This window comes from Pseudomonas entomophila, assembly GCF_013523165.1.
GTDB classification, from domain to species: Bacteria; Pseudomonadota; Gammaproteobacteria; order Pseudomonadales; family Pseudomonadaceae; genus Aquipseudomonas; species Aquipseudomonas entomophila_A.
In genome coordinates this window covers 185,889-202,693 of sequence record NZ_JAAMQI010000006.1, presented here as the reverse complement: position 1 = coordinate 202,693, position 16,805 = coordinate 185,889, and the positions used below count along the sequence as shown (strand labels likewise).

At 64.5% G+C, this 16,805-nt stretch carries 15 protein-coding genes; 12 read left to right on the top strand and 3 right to left on the bottom strand.

The genetic code is table 11. From position 1 onward, the window contains the following. Positions 1-4: 4 nt before the first annotated feature. The 11 genes from G7Z99_RS07025 to G7Z99_RS06975 all read left to right on the top strand — a co-directional run bounded on the left by G7Z99_RS07025 (position 5) and on the right by G7Z99_RS06975 (position 14,096). Complete coding sequence (locus G7Z99_RS07025; RefSeq protein WP_181092843.1) at positions 5-2,827, top strand: LPS-assembly protein LptD; 2,823 nt, start codon at positions 5-7, stop codon at positions 2,825-2,827. Next, positions 2,808-4,127: a peptidylprolyl isomerase SurA gene (gene surA / locus G7Z99_RS07020; RefSeq protein WP_181092842.1), complete on the top strand. Its 1,320-nt coding sequence runs from the start codon at positions 2,808-2,810 to the stop codon at positions 4,125-4,127. Before G7Z99_RS07025 ends, surA begins: the two co-directional genes overlap by 20 nt. Beyond that, positions 4,124-5,107, top strand: a complete 984-nt coding sequence (gene pdxA, locus G7Z99_RS07015; protein WP_181092841.1) for a 4-hydroxythreonine-4-phosphate dehydrogenase PdxA — start codon at positions 4,124-4,126, stop codon at positions 5,105-5,107. The genes surA and pdxA overlap by 4 nt, the downstream gene beginning before the upstream one ends. A gap of 2 nt (positions 5,108-5,109) precedes the next feature. After that, positions 5,110-5,916 carry a 16S rRNA (adenine(1518)-N(6)/adenine(1519)-N(6))-dimethyltransferase RsmA gene (gene rsmA / locus G7Z99_RS07010; protein WP_181092840.1) on the top strand — a complete coding sequence of 269 codons (807 nt, stop codon included), beginning with the start codon at positions 5,110-5,112 and terminating at the stop codon, positions 5,914-5,916. A gap of 143 nt (positions 5,917-6,059) precedes the next feature. After that, positions 6,060-6,440, top strand: coding sequence for a Co2+/Mg2+ efflux protein ApaG (gene apaG, locus G7Z99_RS07005; RefSeq protein WP_181092839.1), 381 nt, complete (start codon positions 6,060-6,062; stop codon positions 6,438-6,440). Further along, positions 6,440-7,318, top strand: a complete 879-nt coding sequence (locus G7Z99_RS07000; RefSeq protein WP_181092838.1) for a symmetrical bis(5'-nucleosyl)-tetraphosphatase — start codon at positions 6,440-6,442, stop codon at positions 7,316-7,318. Before apaG ends, G7Z99_RS07000 begins: the two co-directional genes overlap by 1 nt. Next, the gene (glpE, locus tag G7Z99_RS06995) at positions 7,318-7,647 is read left to right on the top strand and encodes a thiosulfate sulfurtransferase GlpE (protein ID WP_181092837.1); all 330 of its coding nucleotides are present in this window, start codon (positions 7,318-7,320) and stop codon (positions 7,645-7,647) included. The genes G7Z99_RS07000 and glpE overlap by 1 nt, the downstream gene beginning before the upstream one ends. Before the next feature lie 278 nt (positions 7,648-7,925). Beyond that, a complete protein-coding gene (locus G7Z99_RS06990) occupies positions 7,926-9,848 on the top strand; it encodes a PrkA family serine protein kinase (RefSeq protein ID WP_181092836.1) in 1,923 nt (640 codons plus the stop codon). A 177-nt stretch (positions 9,849-10,025) separates the two neighbouring features. Then, complete coding sequence (locus tag G7Z99_RS06985) at positions 10,026-11,300, top strand: YeaH/YhbH family protein (protein ID WP_181092835.1); 1,275 nt, start codon at positions 10,026-10,028, stop codon at positions 11,298-11,300. Then, positions 11,297-12,856: a SpoVR family protein gene (locus tag G7Z99_RS06980; protein WP_181092834.1), complete on the top strand. Its 1,560-nt coding sequence runs from the start codon at positions 11,297-11,299 to the stop codon at positions 12,854-12,856. The genes G7Z99_RS06985 and G7Z99_RS06980 overlap by 4 nt, the downstream gene beginning before the upstream one ends. A gap of 55 nt (positions 12,857-12,911) precedes the next feature. Further along, entirely contained in the window at positions 12,912-14,096 is a 1,185-nt protein-coding gene (locus tag G7Z99_RS06975; RefSeq protein WP_181092833.1) for a multifunctional CCA addition/repair protein, read from the top strand. Between the two features lie 18 nt (positions 14,097-14,114). On the opposite strand, the gene folK is transcribed toward G7Z99_RS06975, so the two are convergent. Both folK and folB read right to left on the bottom strand, forming a co-directional pair. Continuing rightward, entirely contained in the window at positions 14,115-14,636 is a 522-nt protein-coding gene (gene folK, locus G7Z99_RS06970) for a 2-amino-4-hydroxy-6-hydroxymethyldihydropteridine diphosphokinase (RefSeq protein ID WP_181092832.1), read from the bottom strand. Further along, positions 14,627-14,983 carry a dihydroneopterin aldolase gene (gene folB / locus G7Z99_RS06965; protein ID WP_181092831.1) on the bottom strand — a complete coding sequence of 119 codons (357 nt, stop codon included), beginning with the start codon at positions 14,981-14,983 and terminating at the stop codon, positions 14,627-14,629. The genes folK and folB overlap by 10 nt, the downstream gene beginning before the upstream one ends. A 74-nt stretch (positions 14,984-15,057) precedes the next feature. On the opposite strand from folB, the gene plsY reads away from it, so the two are divergent. After that, on the top strand, positions 15,058-15,627 hold the full coding sequence (plsY, locus tag G7Z99_RS06960) for a glycerol-3-phosphate 1-O-acyltransferase PlsY (protein ID WP_181092830.1): 570 nt from the start codon (positions 15,058-15,060) through the stop codon (positions 15,625-15,627). A 21-nt stretch (positions 15,628-15,648) separates the two neighbouring features. Here the strand turns inward: plsY and tsaD are convergent, their stop codons facing one another. Then, positions 15,649-16,674: a tRNA (adenosine(37)-N6)-threonylcarbamoyltransferase complex transferase subunit TsaD gene (gene tsaD / locus G7Z99_RS06955; protein WP_181092829.1), complete on the bottom strand. Its 1,026-nt coding sequence runs from the start codon at positions 16,672-16,674 to the stop codon at positions 15,649-15,651. Positions 16,675-16,805 lie beyond the last annotated feature (131 nt).

Here is a 16,805-nt window from a genome sequence, read left to right as displayed (position 1 = left end):
TAAGATGGCATTGAAATCCCCCGCGTTTCGTAGAAAGTTCCCGTTGCTGGTGACTGGCAGCCTGCTGGTGCTGCAACCTCTGGCCGCGCCGTACGTGGTGGCTGCCGAGCAGTTCGACTGCCAAGTGTCCGCCTCTGGAGGCTGGGACTGCAACCCCAAGACCCCGGCTGCCACACTGCCGCCGCGCCCCGTGCACACGGGTGCCGCCCTGTCGTCCGGCACTGCCGCGCGCGACAGCGAGGCCGGGCAATCCTCGTCCGACGACGAGGCGTCCAAGACGGTGCTGGTCACCGAGAGCAAGGGCCGTGGCCTGACGTCGCGCAGCGAAGACTACAGTCACCTCGACTGGGTCCCGCGCGAGAAGCTCACGCCTGCCCAGCTGGCCGAGACCGGCCCCTACTGCGGTGGCGCCTACATCGAGCCGACCCGTCCAGGCATGAACGACAGCACGCCCAAGGACGAATCGCCCACCTACCTGAACGCCAAGGTCTCCCGCTACCAGCAGGAGCAGCAGATCGCCACCCTGGCCGGTGACGTGGTCATGCGTCAGGGCAGCATGCAGCTGCAGGCCGACGAGGCCAACCTCTACCAGGCCGAGAACCGCGGCGAGCTCAAGGGCAACGTCAAGCTGCGCGACAACGGCTCGCTGGTGGTCGGCGACAAGGCCCAGGTGCAGCTCGACACCGGCGAGGCCCAGGTCGACAACGCCGAGTACGTGATGCACAAGTCGCGCATCCGCGGCAGTGCGCTGTACGCCAAGCGCGGTGAGAACGCCATCATCCGACTGAAGGACGGCACCTACACCACGTGCGAACCGGGCAGCAATGCCTGGCAGCTCAAGGGCAACAACATTACGCTGAACCCGGCCACCGGTTTCGGCACCGCGACCAACGTCACCCTGCGGGTCAAGGATATTCCGGTGTTCTACACGCCGTATATCTACTTCCCGATCGATGACCGTCGCCAGTCCGGCTTCCTGCCGCCGTCGTTCAGCAGCAGCAGCGACACCGGCTTCACCCTGGTCACGCCGTACTACTTCAACCTGGCACCGAACTACGATGCCACGTTGTACCCGCGCTACATGACCAAGCGTGGCATGCTCGTCGAAGGCGAGTTCCGCTACCTCACCGAGTCGAGCGAAGGCCAACTCGGTGGCGCCTACCTCAATGATCGGGATGACGACCGCAAGGACCAGACCGATTACAAGGACCAGCGCTGGATGGTCAACCTGCAGCACAAGGGTGGCCTGAACGATCGCCTGATGACCGAGGTGAACTACACCGACATCAGCGACCCGTTCTACTTCCAGGACCTGGAGTCCGACCAGATCGGCGTCGAAGACAAGGACATCCTCGACCAGCAAGGCGCCGTCACCTGGCGCGGCGACAACTACACCGCGCGCCTGAACCTGCATGCCTACGAGATGGCCACCATCTCGCAGATCACGCCGTACGATCGCCTGCCGCAGATTACCTTCAACGGCATGCTGCCGTACCATCCGAATGGTCTGGACTTCAGCTACGAGACCGAGGCCGTGCGCTTCGAGCGTGACCTGAAGAACGATTTCGTGTTGGACAAGGATGGAAATCCGGACACCAGCGTGGGCATTCCGGGTCGGCGTCTGGACCAGAACGTCATGGGTATCGCCCGGGCCAACGGTACGCGTCTGAACGTCGCACCGGCCATCAGCCTGCCGATGGAAGCCAGCTACGGGTTCATCACGCCCAAGCTCAAGTACGCTTATACCCAGTACGATCTGGACCTGGACAGCCAAGGCAAGCAAGACGCCATCACGCAGGCTAACGATCCTGCCTATGGCAACTACAGCAGCTCGGTCAGCCGCAGCGTCCCGATCCTGAGCGTGGACAGCGGCCTGTACTTCGACCGCAACACGCAGTTCTTCGGCACCAACTACCGTCAGACCCTCGAGCCGCGACTGTTCTACCTCTACGTCCCGTACAAGGACCAGAAGGACATCCCGATCTTCGACTCGACGGAGAACACCTTCAGCTATGCGTCGCTGTTCCGTGACAACCGCTTCGCCGGCACCGACCGCATCGGTGACGAGAACAAGCTGTCGCTGGGCGTGACCAGCCGCTGGATCGAAGACAACGGCTTCCAGCGTCAACGCGTGAGCATCGGCCAGGCGCTCTACTTCAAGGACCGCAAGGTCCAGCTGCCGGGCATCGATTATCGTAATCGTCAGAACGCCAGGTCGGACGTCTCGCCCTATGCGCTGGAATACGAATACGCCTTCAACCGCGACTGGCGCTTCAACTCCGATTTCAACTGGGATCCGGACAGCCGCAGCACCCAGTCGGGCAGCGCGATGTTCCACTACCAGCCGGAAGACAACCCGAACAAGGTGGTCAACCTCGGCTATCGCTACCGCAACGACATGGTCACCTACGACTCGCTGACCGGTCAGTGGAAAGTGGGCGGCGGCGACTATGGTCAGCCGGGCGATGCGAACTACATCAAGGACTACTACAAGATCCAGCAGCATGACTTCTCGGTCATCTGGCCGATCGTTCCGCAGTGGAGCGCGATCGCACGCTGGCAGCACGACTACAACCGCAACCGTACCCTGGAAGCCTTCGGTGGTTTCGAGTACGACAACTGCTGCTGGAAACTGCGCGTGATCAACCGGTACTGGATCGACTACGACGATTACAGCCAGGCGATCCCGCAGAACGAGAAAGGCGACCACGGCGTCTTCCTGCAAGTCGTGCTCAAGGGCCTCGGCGGTGTAGTGGGCAAAAAGGTCGAGTCCTTCCTCGACCAGGGCATTCAAGGTTACCGCGAACGTGAAGACCAAGCTTTTTGATCGAATCCGCCCAGCGTTGCTGGGCCTCGCCATGCTGAGCGGTGCGGCGCATGCCGCGGTTCAGCCCCTGGACCGCGTCGTGGCCATCGTCGACAACGACGTGGTGATGCAGAGCCAGCTGGACCAGCGCACCCGCGAAGTGCAGCAGACCATCGCCAAGCGTGGCGGTGGCGTGCCGCCTGCCAGTGCCCTGCAACAGCAGGTGCTGGAGCGCCTGATCGTCGAGAACCTGCAATTGCAGATCGGCGAGCGTTCGGGCATCCGCATCACCGACGAGGAACTGAACCAGGCCATCGCCACCATTGCCCAGCGCAACGGCATGACCCCGGATCAGTTCCGTGCGGCCCTGACCCGTGACGGTCTGTCCTTCGACGACGCCCGCGAGCAGGTCCGTCGCGAGATGGTGATCAGCCGTGTGCGCCAGCGTCGGGTGGCCGAGCGTATCCAGGTCTCCGAGCAGGAAGTGAAGAACTTCCTGGCCTCCGACCTGGGCAAGATGCAGCTGTCGGAAGAATTCCGCCTGGCCAACATCCTCATCCCCACCCCCGAAAGCGCCAGCTCCGACGCCATCCAGGCGGCGGCGCGCCAGGCCGGCGAGGTCTACCAGAAACTGCGCCAGGGCGCCGATTTCGGCCAGCTGGCCATCGCCCGCTCGGCGAGCGAGAACGCGCTGGAAGGCGGCGAGATGGGCTGGCGCAAGGCCGGTCAACTGCCACCGGACTTCGCCAAGCTGCTGGCGAGCATGGGCGTGGGTGACATCACCCAACCGATCCGCATCCCCAACGGTTTCATCATCCTGAAGCTGGAAGAGAAGCGTGGCGGTGCCGCCAACGTGCTGCGCGATGAGGTGCACGTACGCCACATCCTGATCAAGCCGAGCGAGATCCGCAGCGAAGCGGCGACCCAACAGCTGGCCGAGCGTCTCTACGAGCGCATCAAGAACGGCGAAGACTTCGCCGAACTGGCCAAGAGCTTCTCGGAAGATCCAGGCTCGGCGCTCAATGGCGGCGACCTGAACTGGGTCGACCCGAACAGCCTGGTGCCGGAGTTCCGCGAGCAGATGGCCAACGCGCCGCAAGGCGAAGTGACCCGCCCGTTCCGTACCCAGTACGGCTGGCATGTGCTGGAAGTGCTGGGCCGCCGCGCCACCGACAGCACCGAACAGGCACGTGAACAGCAGGCCCTGAACGTGCTGCGCAACCGCAAGTACGACGAAGAGCTGCAAACCTGGCTGCGTCAGATCCGCGACGAAGCCTACGTCGAGATCAAGCTGCCTGGCGCCGACCAGGCTGCGCAGTGACCCCGCTGCGTTTCGCTGTCACGCCTGGCGAGCCAGCCGGCATAGGTCCCGACCTGTGCCTGCTGCTCGCCGCACAGGCCCACCCCCACGTCCTGATCGCCATCACCAGCCGGCCCCTGCTCCAAGCGCGGGCCGCACAGCTGGGGGTGACGGTCGACGTGCGCGCGGTCGACCCGCAGGCGTGGCCCGAGCACCCGGCGCCGGCGGGCAGCCTGTACGTCTGGGACACGCCGCTGGCGAGCCCGGTGCGCGCAGGCCAGCTGGACACGGCCAACGGGCCTTTCGTGCTCGAGACCCTGACCCGCGCCGCCCAGGGCTGCCTGGCCGGTGACTTCGCCGGGATGATCACCGCCCCGGTGCACAAGGGCGTGATCAACGACAGCGGCATCGCGTTCTCGGGCCACACGGAGTTTCTGGCCGACCTGACCGGCACCGCGCAGGTGGTGATGATGCTGGCCACCCGTGGCCTGCGTGTCGCCCTGGTGACCACTCACCTGCCCTTGCGTGACGTCGCCGACGCCATCACGGTAGAGCGCCTGGAGCGCGTGACGCGCATCCTGCACGCCGACCTTCGCGACAAGTTCGGCCTGCCGCACCCGCGCATCCTGGTGTGCGGCCTGAACCCGCATGCCGGCGAAGGCGGCCACCTGGGCCGCGAAGAGATCGAGCTCATCGAACCGACGCTCGAACGGCTGCGCGGCGAAGGCATGGACCTGCGCGGGCCGCTGCCGGCCGACACCCTATTCACCCCCAAATACCTGGAGCACTGCGACGCGGTGCTGGCGATGTACCACGACCAAGGCCTGCCGGTCCTCAAGTACAAGGGCTTCGGCGCTGCGGTCAATGTGACGCTGGGGCTGCCGATCATCCGCACGTCGGTGGACCACGGCACGGCCCTGGACCTGGCCGGCACCGGTCGCATCGACACCGGCAGCCTGCAGGTCGCGCTGGAAACCGCCTACCAGATGGCCGAGAACTGAGCATGAACGAGCATTACCAACACCGCGCGCGCAAGCGTTTCGGGCAGAACTTCCTGCACGATGCAGGCATCATCGACCGCATCCTGCGGGCCATCAACGCCAAGCCTGGCGAACACCTGCTGGAAATCGGCCCGGGCCAGGGCGCTCTGACCGAAGGCCTGCTGGGCAGCGGCGCGCAACTGGACGTGGTGGAGCTGGACAAGGACCTGGTACCGGTCCTGCACCACAAGTTCGGCCAGCATGACAACTTCCGCCTGCACCAGGGCGATGCCCTGAAGTTCGACTTCAACCAGTTGGGCGTCCCGCCTCGCAGCCTGAAAGTCGTGGGCAACCTGCCCTACAACATTTCCACACCGCTGATCTTCCACCTGCTGCAGCATGCGTCGCTGATTCGCGACATGCACTTCATGCTGCAGAAGGAAGTGGTCGAGCGCATGGCGGCCGGCCCGGGTGGCGGTGACTGGGGACGGTTGTCGATCATGGTGCAGTACCACTGCCGGGTCGAACACCTATTCAACGTCGGCCCCGGCGCCTTCAACCCACCGCCGAAGGTCGACTCGGCCATCGTGCGCCTCGTCCCGCACGAAACGCTGCCGCATCCGGCCAAGGATGCCCGGCTGCTGGAGCACGTCGTGCGCGAAGCCTTCAACCAGCGCCGCAAGACCTTGCGCAACACGCTCAAGGGTGTGCTCGACAGCCAGGCGATCGAAGCGGCCGGCGTGGATGGCAGCCTGCGTCCGGAACAGCTCGACCTCGCCGCCTTCGTGCGCCTGGCCGACCAGCTGGCCGAGCAGGCCCCGTCCGCCTGACCCACTCCCGTCCGTGCCCCTCCGGGTGCGGACGTCTGGCCTGCGGGTCGCCCTGGCGCCCGCACCGCTGGCCTATCCCCCCCGCAATGCCCTAGACTGCCCGGACAGCCCTCTTCGCGTCTGCTTGTCCAAGGCCCCCTCGAATGTCCGACCCCCGTTACCAGATCGACGTCAGCGTCGTGACCCGTTACCTCACCGAACAATCCGATCCCGACAGCGATCGCTACGCGTTCGCCTACACCATCACCCTCAACAACCGTGGCTCGCTCAAGGCGCGGCTGATGACCCGTCATTGGCTGATCACCAACGGCGACGGCGAGGTCGAGGAGATCCGCGGCGATGGCGTGGTTGGCCAGCAACCGGTGATCGAGCCGGGCGGCAGCCATACCTACAGCAGCGGCGCGGTAATCGGTACCCACGTCGGGGTCATGCAAGGCAGTTACGAAATGTACGCCGAAGACGGCCAACGCTTCGAAGCGACCATCGCGCCCTTCCGCCTGGCCGTGCCCGGAGCGCTGCACTGATGGCGGTGTATGCCGTCGGCGACCTGCAGGGCTGCCTGCAGCCGCTCAAGTGCCTGCTGGAACGCGTGCGCTTCGACCCCAAGGTCGACCGGTTATGGCTGGTCGGCGACCTGGTCAACCGCGGGCCCGAGTCCCTCGAGACCCTGCGCTACCTGTACGGTATCCGCGACTCGCTGGTGTGTGTGCTCGGCAACCACGACCTGCACCTGCTGGCCGCCTGGCACGATGTCGGTCGCCTGAAGAAAGGCGACACGCTGCGCGAGATCCTCGACGCGCCCGATGCCCCGCAGCTGCTCGACTGGTTGCGCCGCCAGAAACTGCTGCACTACGACGAAGCCCGCGGCGTGGCCATGGTCCATGCCGGCATCCCGCCGCAGTGGACCCTGGGCACGGCGCTGGAACTGGCGGCGGAGGTCGAGCAGGCGCTGCGTGACGATACGCGCCTGACGCTCTACCTCGAAGGCATGTACGGCAACGAGCCGAACAAGTGGAGCAAGCGTCTGACCGGCATCGAACGCCTGCGCGTGATCACCAACTACCTCACGCGCATGCGCTTCTGCACGGCCGAAGGCAAGCTCGACCTCAAGAGCAAGGAAGGCCTGGGCAGCGCACCGAAAGGCTACAAGCCCTGGTTCGCCCACGAGCGCCGACGCGCCCGCCACGTGAAGATCATCTTCGGCCACTGGGCCGCGCTCGAAGGCCGTGTCGAGGTGCCGGACGTGATCGCCCTGGACACCGGCTGCGTGTGGGGCGGCGCCATGACCTTGTACAACGTCGATACCGGCGACTACCACCGCTGCGACTGCACCGACCAGGGCATGCCCGACAGCGCCCCTACCCCCTCTGCCCGAACGGGTCATTCCGAAGGACACCGCTGATGAGCGAGTTCAAACGCATCCCTCCCGAAACCGCCAAGACCTTGCGCGAAGACGGCGCCGTGGTCGTCGACATCCGTGACGCGCAGGCCTATGCCGCTGGCCACATCCAAGGGTCGCAGCACCTGGACAACCAGTCGGTCGCCGACTTCATCCGCAACGCCGACCTCGACGCCCCCACGGTGGTGGTCTGCTACCACGGCAACTCCAGCCAGAGCGCCGCGGCCTACCTGATCGGCCAGGGCTTCTCCGATGTCTACAGCCTGGATGGCGGTTTCGAGCTGTGGCGCAGCACATACCCGCAAGACACCGAGCGCGACCTGTCCGAATAATTTTTCATCTTGCCTCAGCCCGCGTGTTACGCGGCCTGGGGCGTCTCCAGGCAATGCAGCGGGACAACTTACCCAGCACGCCGCCTTGACCTCTGAAATTACCAACTATCCTTAAGCGCAGGCCATCCAGGAAAGGGGAGAGCCGGTACACCGGCGCGCGGGTCATCGGTCAGATTTCTACAGGTTCTGGGGGGTAACAGCGATCGGCTCCGTCGTTCGCATGCCAGCATCCGCTGAATGATCCGGCGTCGGCTCCACGTATCGAGCGAGGTGACGTCATGAGTATCTTTAGCCACTTCCAACAACGTTTCGAGTCAACGCGTCAGGAAGAATTGTCCTTGCAGGAGTACCTCGAACTCTGCAAGCAAGACCGAAGTGCCTACGCTTCGGCGTCAGAACGCCTGTTGATGGCGATCGGTGAGCCCGAGCTGATCGACACCTCCACCAACTCCAGGCTGTCGCGGATCTTCTCCAACAAGGTGATCCGTCGCTACCCGGCCTTTGCCGACTTCCATGGCATGGAAGAGTGCATCGACCAGATCGTGTCGTACTTCCGCCACGCCGCCCAGGGCCTGGAAGAGAAGAAACAGATCCTCTACCTGCTCGGCCCGGTCGGCGGCGGCAAGTCGTCGCTGGCCGAAAAGCTCAAGCAGTTGATGGAGAAGGTGCCGTTCTACGCGATCAAGGGCTCGCCGGTCTTCGAGACCCCCCTGGGCCTGTTCAACGCGGCCGAAGACGGGGACATCCTCAAAGAGGAATACGGCATCGACCGCCGCTACCTCAACACGATCATGTCGCCCTGGGCCACCAAGCGCCTGCAGGAGTTCGGCGGCGACATCTCCAAGTTCCGCGTGGTCAAGCTCTACCCGTCGATCCTCAACCAGATCGCCGTGGCCAAGACCGAACCAGGCGACGAGAACAACCAGGACATCTCGGCCCTCGTGGGCAAGGTGGATATCCGCAAACTCGAGGAATTCCCCCAGAACGACGCCGACGCCTACAGCTACTCGGGCGCGCTGTGCCGGGCCAACCAGGGCCTGATGGAATTCGTCGAGATGTTCAAGGCGCCGATCAAGGTGCTGCACCCCTTGCTCACCGCCACCCAGGAGGGCAACTACAACAGCACCGAGGGCCTGGGGGCGATCCCCTACTCCGGCATCCTGCTGGCCCACTCCAACGAATCGGAATGGCACAGCTTCCGCAACAACAAGAACAACGAAGCCTTCATCGACCGTATTTACATCGTCAAGGTGCCCTACTGCCTGCGCGTCAGCGACGAGATCAAGATCTACGACAAGCTACTGGTCAACAGTTCCCTGTCCAAGGCCCACTGCGCACCCGACACCTTGAAGATGCTGGCGCAGTTCACCGTCCTGTCACGGCTCAAGGAGCCGGAAAACTCCAACATCTACTCGAAGATGCGGGTCTATGACGGCGAGAACCTCAAAGACACCGACCCCAAGGCCAAGTCGATCCAGGAATACCGCGACACGGCGGGCGTCGATGAAGGCATGAACGGGCTTTCCACCCGCTTCGCCTTCAAGATCCTGTCCAAGGTGTTCAACTTCGATTCGGTCGAGATCGCCGCCAACCCGGTGCACCTGCTCTATGTGCTCGAGCAGCAGATCGAGCAGGAACAGTTCCCGGCCGAAGTGCGCGAGCGTTACCTGCGCTACCTCAAGGAGTACCTGGCACCGCGCTACGTCGAGTTCATCGGCAAGGAGATCCAGACCGCCTACCTGGAGTCCTACAGCGAATACGGGCAGAACATCTTCGACCGCTACGTGCTGTACGCCGACTTCTGGATCCAGGACCAGGAATACCGCGACCCGGAAACCGGCGAGATCCTCAACCGCATCGCGCTCAACGAGGAACTGGAGAAGATCGAGAAACCGGCCGGTATCAGCAACCCGAAAGACTTCCGTAACGAGATCGTCAACTTCGTGCTCCGCGCCCGTGCCAACAACAACGGCAAGAACCCGACGTGGCTGAGCTACGAGAAGCTGCGCGTGGTGATCGAGAAGAAGATGTTCTCCAACACCGAAGACCTGCTGCCGGTCATCAGCTTCAATGCCAAGGCCAGCAAGGAGGACCAGCAGAAGCACAACGACTTCGTGACCCGAATGGTGGAACGTGGCTACACCGACAAGCAGGTCCGCCTGCTCTCGGAATGGTACCTGCGCGTCAGGAAATCGCAGTAAGGCATGCAGCCAGCAGGCGCGACGCACGTCACGCCCGCTGGCCAGTCGTCCTGGCCGTCTCGCCCCCGCTGGGCAGGCCTGGGCTGGCGTCTGCGACAGCGACACCTGCGTTTCCCTGCCGCTTGCGGTGTACCGCTTGCAGCTCCCAGCCCGTGTGTCGCTGCATCCGGAGGATCCATGAGTTACGTAATCGACCGACGCCTGAACGGCAAGAACAAGAGCACGGTCAATCGCCAGCGATTCTTGCGGCGCTACCGTGACCACATCAAGAAGGCCGTCGAAGAGGCGGTCAGTCGTCGCTCCATCACCGACATGGAGCATGGCGAACAGATCAGCATCCCAGGCCGGGACATCGACGAACCGGTGCTGCACCATGGCCGTGGGGGACGGCAGACGGTCGTGCACCCGGGCAACAAGGAGTTCGTGACGGGCGAGCGCATTCCACGCCCGCAGGGCGGTGGCGCAGGCGGCAGCGGCCAGGGCAAGGCCGGCAACGGTGGCGAGGGCATGGATGACTTCGTGTTCCAGATCACCCAGGAAGAGTTTCTCGAATTCATGTTCGAGGACCTCGAACTGCCCAACCTGGTCAAGCGCCACCTGACCGGGATCGACACCTTCAAGACCGTGCGCGCGGGCATCAGCAGCGAAGGCAACCCGTCGCGCATCAACATCGTCCGTACCTTGCGCTCCGCCCATGCCCGGCGTATCGCCCTCACCGGCAGCAGCCGCGCTGCGTTGCGCGAGGCCCAGGCCGAGCTGGCCCGCTTGAAAGTCGAGGAACCCGACAACTTCACCGACATCCAGGCGATCGAAGCCGAGATCGCGCGCTTGAGCGTACGGATCAACCGCCTGCCCTTCCTGGACACCTTCGACCTCAAGTACAACCTGCTGGTCAAGCAACCCAACCCCAGCTCCAAGGCGGTGATGTTCTGCCTCATGGACGTCTCGGGGTCGATGACCCAGGCCACCAAGGACATCGCCAAGCGCTTCTTCATCCTGCTGTACCTGTTCCTCAAGCGGAACTACGAGCGCATCGAAGTGGTGTTCATCCGTCACCACACCAGCGCCCGGGAAGTGGACGAGGAAGAATTCTTCTACTCGCGGGAGACCGGCGGCACCATCGTGTCCAGTGCCCTGAAACTGATGCAGGAGATCATGAGCGCACGCTACTCGGCCAGCGACTGGAACATCTACGCCGCGCAGGCTTCCGATGGCGACAACTGGAACGACGACTCGCCGGTCTGCCGCGACATTCTGGCCAAGCAGATCATGCCGCACGTGCAGTACTACACGTACGTCGAGATCACGCCCCGCGAACACCAAGCCCTGTGGTACGAATACGAGCGCATCGCCGACGCCTTCGCCGACAGTTTCGCTCAGCAGCAACTGGTCTCGGCCGGCGACATCTACCCGGTCTTCCGTGAACTCTTTCAGCGCAGGTTAGCCACATGAGCGCCAGAGAACAGCGACGCCAGCCAATCTCGACGGGGTCCGAATGGACCTTCGACCTGATCCGCACCTACGACCGTGAAATCAGCCGTCTGGCCGAACGTTATGCGCTGGACACCTACCCCAACCAGATCGAGGTGATCACGGCCGAGCAGATGATGGACGCCTACGCGTCCGTCGGCATGCCGCTGGGTTATCACCACTGGTCCTACGGCAAACAGTTCCTCAGTACCGAGAAATCCTACACCCGTGGGCAGATGGGCCTGGCCTACGAGATCGTGATCAACTCCGACCCCTGTATCGCCTACCTCATGGAAGAGAACACCATGTGCATGCAGGCCCTGGTGATCGCCCATGCCTGCTATGGCCACAACAGCTTCTTCAAGGGCAACTACCTGTTCCGCACCTGGACCGACGCCAGTTCGATCATCGATTACCTGGTGTTCGCCAAGCAGTACATCGCGCAGTGCGAAGAGCGTCATGGCATCGATGCAGTCGAGGACCTGATCGACTCCTGCCACGCCCTGATGAACTACGGCGTCGACCGCTACAAGCGCCCCTACCCGATTTCCGCCGAGGAAGAACGTCGGCGCCAGAAAGACCGTGAAGAGCACCTGCAACGCCAGATCAACGACCTCTGGCGCACCATCCCCAAGAGCGCTGAAAAGACCAACGAACGCGACGAGGCGCGCTTTCCGGCCGAACCGCAGGAGAACATCCTCTACTTCATCGAGAAGCACGCCCCGCTGCTCGAGCCCTGGCAGCGCGAAGTGGTGCGCATCGTGCGCAAGATCGCCCAGTACTTCTACCCGCAACGCCAGACCCAGGTGATGAACGAAGGCTGGGCCACGTTCTGGCACTATACCTTGATGAACGACCTGTACGACGAAGGGCTGGTGACCGACGGCTTCATGATGGAGTTCCTGCAGTCCCACACCAGCGTGGTGTTCCAGCCAGGCTTCGACAGCCCTTACTACAGCGGCATCAACCCATACGCCCTGGGCTTCGCCATGTACACCGACATTCGCCGGATGTGCGAGCACCCCACCGAGGAAGACCGACGCTGGTTCCCCGACATCGCCGGCAGCGACTGGCTGGCGACCGTCAAGTTCGCCATGAGCAGCTTCAAGGACGAGAGCTTCATCCTGCAATACCTGTCGCCGAAGGTGATCCGTGACCTGAAGCTGTTCAGCATTCTCGATGACGATCAGCGCGATGACCTGACGGTCCCGGCCATTCACGACGACGACGGCTATCGCACCATCCGCGAGAGCCTGGCGGCCCAGTACAACCTGGGCAACCGTGAGCCCAACGTGCAGATCTGGAGCATCGACCGACGGGGGGACCGCTCGCTGACCCTGCGTCACCAGCAGCACAACCGCAAGCCGCTCGGCGAGTCGACCGACGAGGTGCTCAAGCACCTGCACCGCCTGTGGGGCTTCGCCATTCGCCTGGAGTCGGTGCAGGGCGACAAGGTCGTCAAGACCCACCACATGCCCTCCCAGCACGAGCGCGACGGCAGCGAGCTGCGGCCGCCCAGCGGTATCGCGCACATCTGAATGCGCCTGCGGTGCAGCCGACAGGGTATCCTGTGGACTGCACTGGAGGTGACACATGCACATCTACAAAGTAGGCGGCGCCGTGCGCGACCGCCTGCTCGGCTTGCCCGTGAGCGATATCGACTGGCTGGTGGTAGGCGCCAGCGTCGAGCAGATGCAGGCGCTCGGCTACCGGCCCGTGGGCGCGGACTTTCCCGTCTTCCTGCATCCCGAGACGGGCGAGGAATACGCCTTGGCCAGGACCGAGCGCAAGAGCGGTCGTGGCTACGGCGGCTTCACCTTCCACGCCAGCCCCGATGTCACGCTCGAACAGGACCTGATACGCCGGGACCTGACCATCAACGCCATGGCCGAAGACCAGCAGGGTAACCTGCACGATCCCTACCACGGTCGGCAGGACCTCGAGCAACGCTGGTTGCGCCACGTATCGCCTGCCTTCGCCGAAGACCCGCTGCGTGTGCTGCGCGTGGCCCGTTTCGCGGCGCGCTACGCGCCCCTGGGCTTTCGCATCGCCGACGAGACCCTGGCCCTGATGCGCCAGATCGGTGACTCCGGGGAGCTGCACGCCCTGACCGCCGAGCGCAGCTGGAAGGAAATCGAACGGGCACTGATGGAAGCCCAGCCCCAGGTGTTCATCCAGGTGCTACGCGATTGCGGAGCACTGGTGCACCTGATGCCCGAAGTGGATGCGCTGTTCGAGCCGGTAGCTTCACGCGGGCAGCGGACCCTGGCCGTGCTGGCACAGGCGGCGCGTGACGAGCAGCCCTTGCCGGTACGTTGGGCGTGCCTGCTGCATGACATCGGGCGCACGGACCCGGATGCCCCTGATCAGACCGACCTGAGTGCCATCGACGCCGTCAGCCGACGGTTCAAGGTGCCCCGGGAATGCCAGGAACTGGCAGCGCTGGTGGCTCAATTCCAGGGAGAAGGTCATCGCGCCTTGACGCTGTCAGCCGCAGCGCTGCTGGAGATGCTGCAGCGCTTCGACGTCTACCGTCGACCTCAACGCTTCGAGGCATTCATCGCCGCCTGCCAGACCCAGGCACGGGCCGCTGCCGATTCAGGATCAAAGGACTACGCGCCGGGTGATTACCTGCGTGGCGCCGCTGCTGCAGCGCGCGCCGTGCAGGCCAGGCCTCTGGTCGAACGAGGCCTGACAGGCCCAGCGCTGGGCGAAGCGGTGAAGGCCGAGCGACTGGCGGCGCTGGAAGCCTTCAGGCGTGCCCACGGCGAAGCCTGAAGGCTACCCACGGCGCGGTCAGTCGACGTGCAGGGCGGGCGTCAGCGACTGGCCGCGCCATTGGAACGGCACGGGCTTGAGCACCTGATCGATCCGTGCCTGCGCCCACAGTTCGGCCAAAGGCTTGCCCGCGACCGGGTGCACCACATCCGGGGCGATCAGCGACAATGGCCACAAGACGAAGGCGTTCTTCAGGATTTCGGCACGGGGCAGGACCAGGCCGTCGAAGGTGCCGTTCAGGTCGTCGAACATCAGCACATCGATGTCCAGCGGCAGGCCCTTGCGGTCCGGTGCATAGCGACCGTTGTCGGCCTCGATGAACTTGAGCCGGCGGTCCAGCTCCATCAGCGGCAAGCGGGTCTGGCCGGTCACCACCAGGTTGTAGAACGGCCCGCTCTTGATCCCTACGGCCTGGCTCTCGAACACGGGCGAACAGCGCATGTCGTCGAGGATACCGGCCAGCGCGTCGAGGCCCGCGCACAGGTGCGTCTCGCGCTCGACGTTGCTGCCCAGCCCCAGGTAGACGGTACTCACAGGCATCCGCGTTCGATCTCCACGCCCACCCCACCGCGCGCGGCCGGCACGGCGCCGGGCTTGGTCAGGCGCAGGCGCAACCAGGGAATGCCGAAATCGGCCATCAGGACCGCGGCCAGCCGCTCGGCGAAGGTTTCCACCAGTTCGAAGCGGGCCTGCTCGGCGAATGCCTGGATACGCGTCGAGACGCTGGCGTAATCCAGCGCCAGGCTCAGGTCATCGCCGGCCGCGGCCGGGCGGTTGTCCCAGGCGAAGCTCAGGTCCAGGCGCAGGCACTGACGAATGTCGCGCTCCCAGTCATAGGCGCCGATCACGGTGTCGACTTCCAGGCCTTCGATGAACACTCTGTCCAAGCACTTCTCTCCACAGCACGACAAGGGCGACGGGCGCCGTTAGAATCAAGGCGTCCTCGCCCGGAATAGTTAGCATGTTTTGGTCATTGGCGCTGCTCGCCTACCTGCTCGGCTCGCTGTCCTTCGCCATTGTGCTGAGCCAGCTCAATGGCCGACCCGACCCGCGCGTCAATGGCTCCGGCAACGCAGGCGCCACCAACATGCTACGCCTGGCTGGACGCAAGTTGGCGATCCTGACGCTGCTGGGCGACCTGTGCAAGGGCCTTGCACCGGTGCTGATCGCACGCCAGGCCGGCCTGGACCTGCAGGCGCAAGCCTGGATCGGCCTGTGCGCGGTGCTCGGCCACCTGTATCCGCTGTACTTTCGGTTCAAGGGCGGCAAGGGCGTGGCCACGGCGGCCGGCCTGCTGCTGGGCATCTACCCGCCCGCCGCGCTGCTGGCGATGGGCGTCTGGTCGCTGACCCTCTACCTGACCCGCACCAGCTCGCTGGCTGCCCTGATCGCCACCCCGTTGACACTGCCGTTGCTGGCCTGGCGCGAGCCGGAAGCCCTGTTGCCGGCAACCGTGCTCACTGTACTGATCGTCTGGCGCCACCGTCGCAACCTGCGCGACCTGTTCTCGGGCCGTGAACGACATTTCTGACGCGATCCGCTCCCGTTGCCCTCAAAGCGCCGGCAACTGCTCCATCGGCCAACGTGCCTGCACGCTGATCGCCAGGTCCTGGCGCTGCCCGGCCAGCAGGCGCTGGCAACCGGCATAGGCGATCATCGCGCCGTTGTCGGTGCAGAACTGCGGCCGGGCGTAATAGACGGCGCCCTTGAGGTCGCCCAGCATCTGCTCCAGCGAGGCGCGCAGGGCCTTGTTGGCGCTCACGCCGCCGGCGATGACCAGGCGCTTGAGGCCGGTCTGCTTGAGCGCGCGCTTGCATTTGATGGTCAGGGTCTCGACCACCGCCTGCTGGAACGCCAGGGCCACGTCGCAGCGCGTCTGCTCGCCGTCGTCGCCGCTCTGCTGGCAGTGCTGCCAGGTGTTGAGGGCGAAAGTCTTCAGCCCGCTGAAGCTGAACGCCAGGCCAGGCCGGTCGGTCATCGGGCGGGGGAACACGAAGCGCCCCGGGGTGCCCTGCTCGGCCAGGCGTGCGATCTCCGGTCCGCCTGGGTAGTTGAGCCCCATCAGCTTGGCGGTCTTGTCGAAGGCCTCGCCCGCCGCATCGTCCAGGCTCTCGCCCAACAGGGCGTACTGGCCGATACCATCGACGCGCACCAGCTGGGTATGCCCACCGGACACCAACAAGGCGACGAACGGGAATTCCGGCGGCTGCGCCTCGAGCATGGGCGCCAGCAGGTGGCCCTCCATGTGGTGCACGCCGATCGCCGGAATACCCCAGGCGAACGCCAGCGCCTGGGCGCACGAGGCGCCGACCAGCAAGGCACCGACCAGCCCGGGGCCGGCGGTGTAGGCGATGGCGTCGATGTCGGTCGCCACGCGCCCAGCCTCCTGCAGGACCTCGCGGATCAGCGGCAGCATGCGCTTGACGTGGTCACGCGAGGCCAGCTCGGGCACCACGCCGCCATAGACGCGGTGCAGGTCGATCTGGCTGAACAGCGCATCGGCCAGCAGGCCGTGTTCGCTGTCGTACAAGGCGACGCCGGTTTCGTCGCATGATGTTTCCAATCCCAGTACTAGCATGGGTCTCGTGCCTGTCGGCGGCTCAATTCGAAGGCGCGCATGATAGTCCGCGTGTCGGGTGCCGACCAGCGGTTTTCGATCAGAGGCTTTGCATTCCGGCGCGCCAGGGGTTAACATCCGCAACCCTTGAA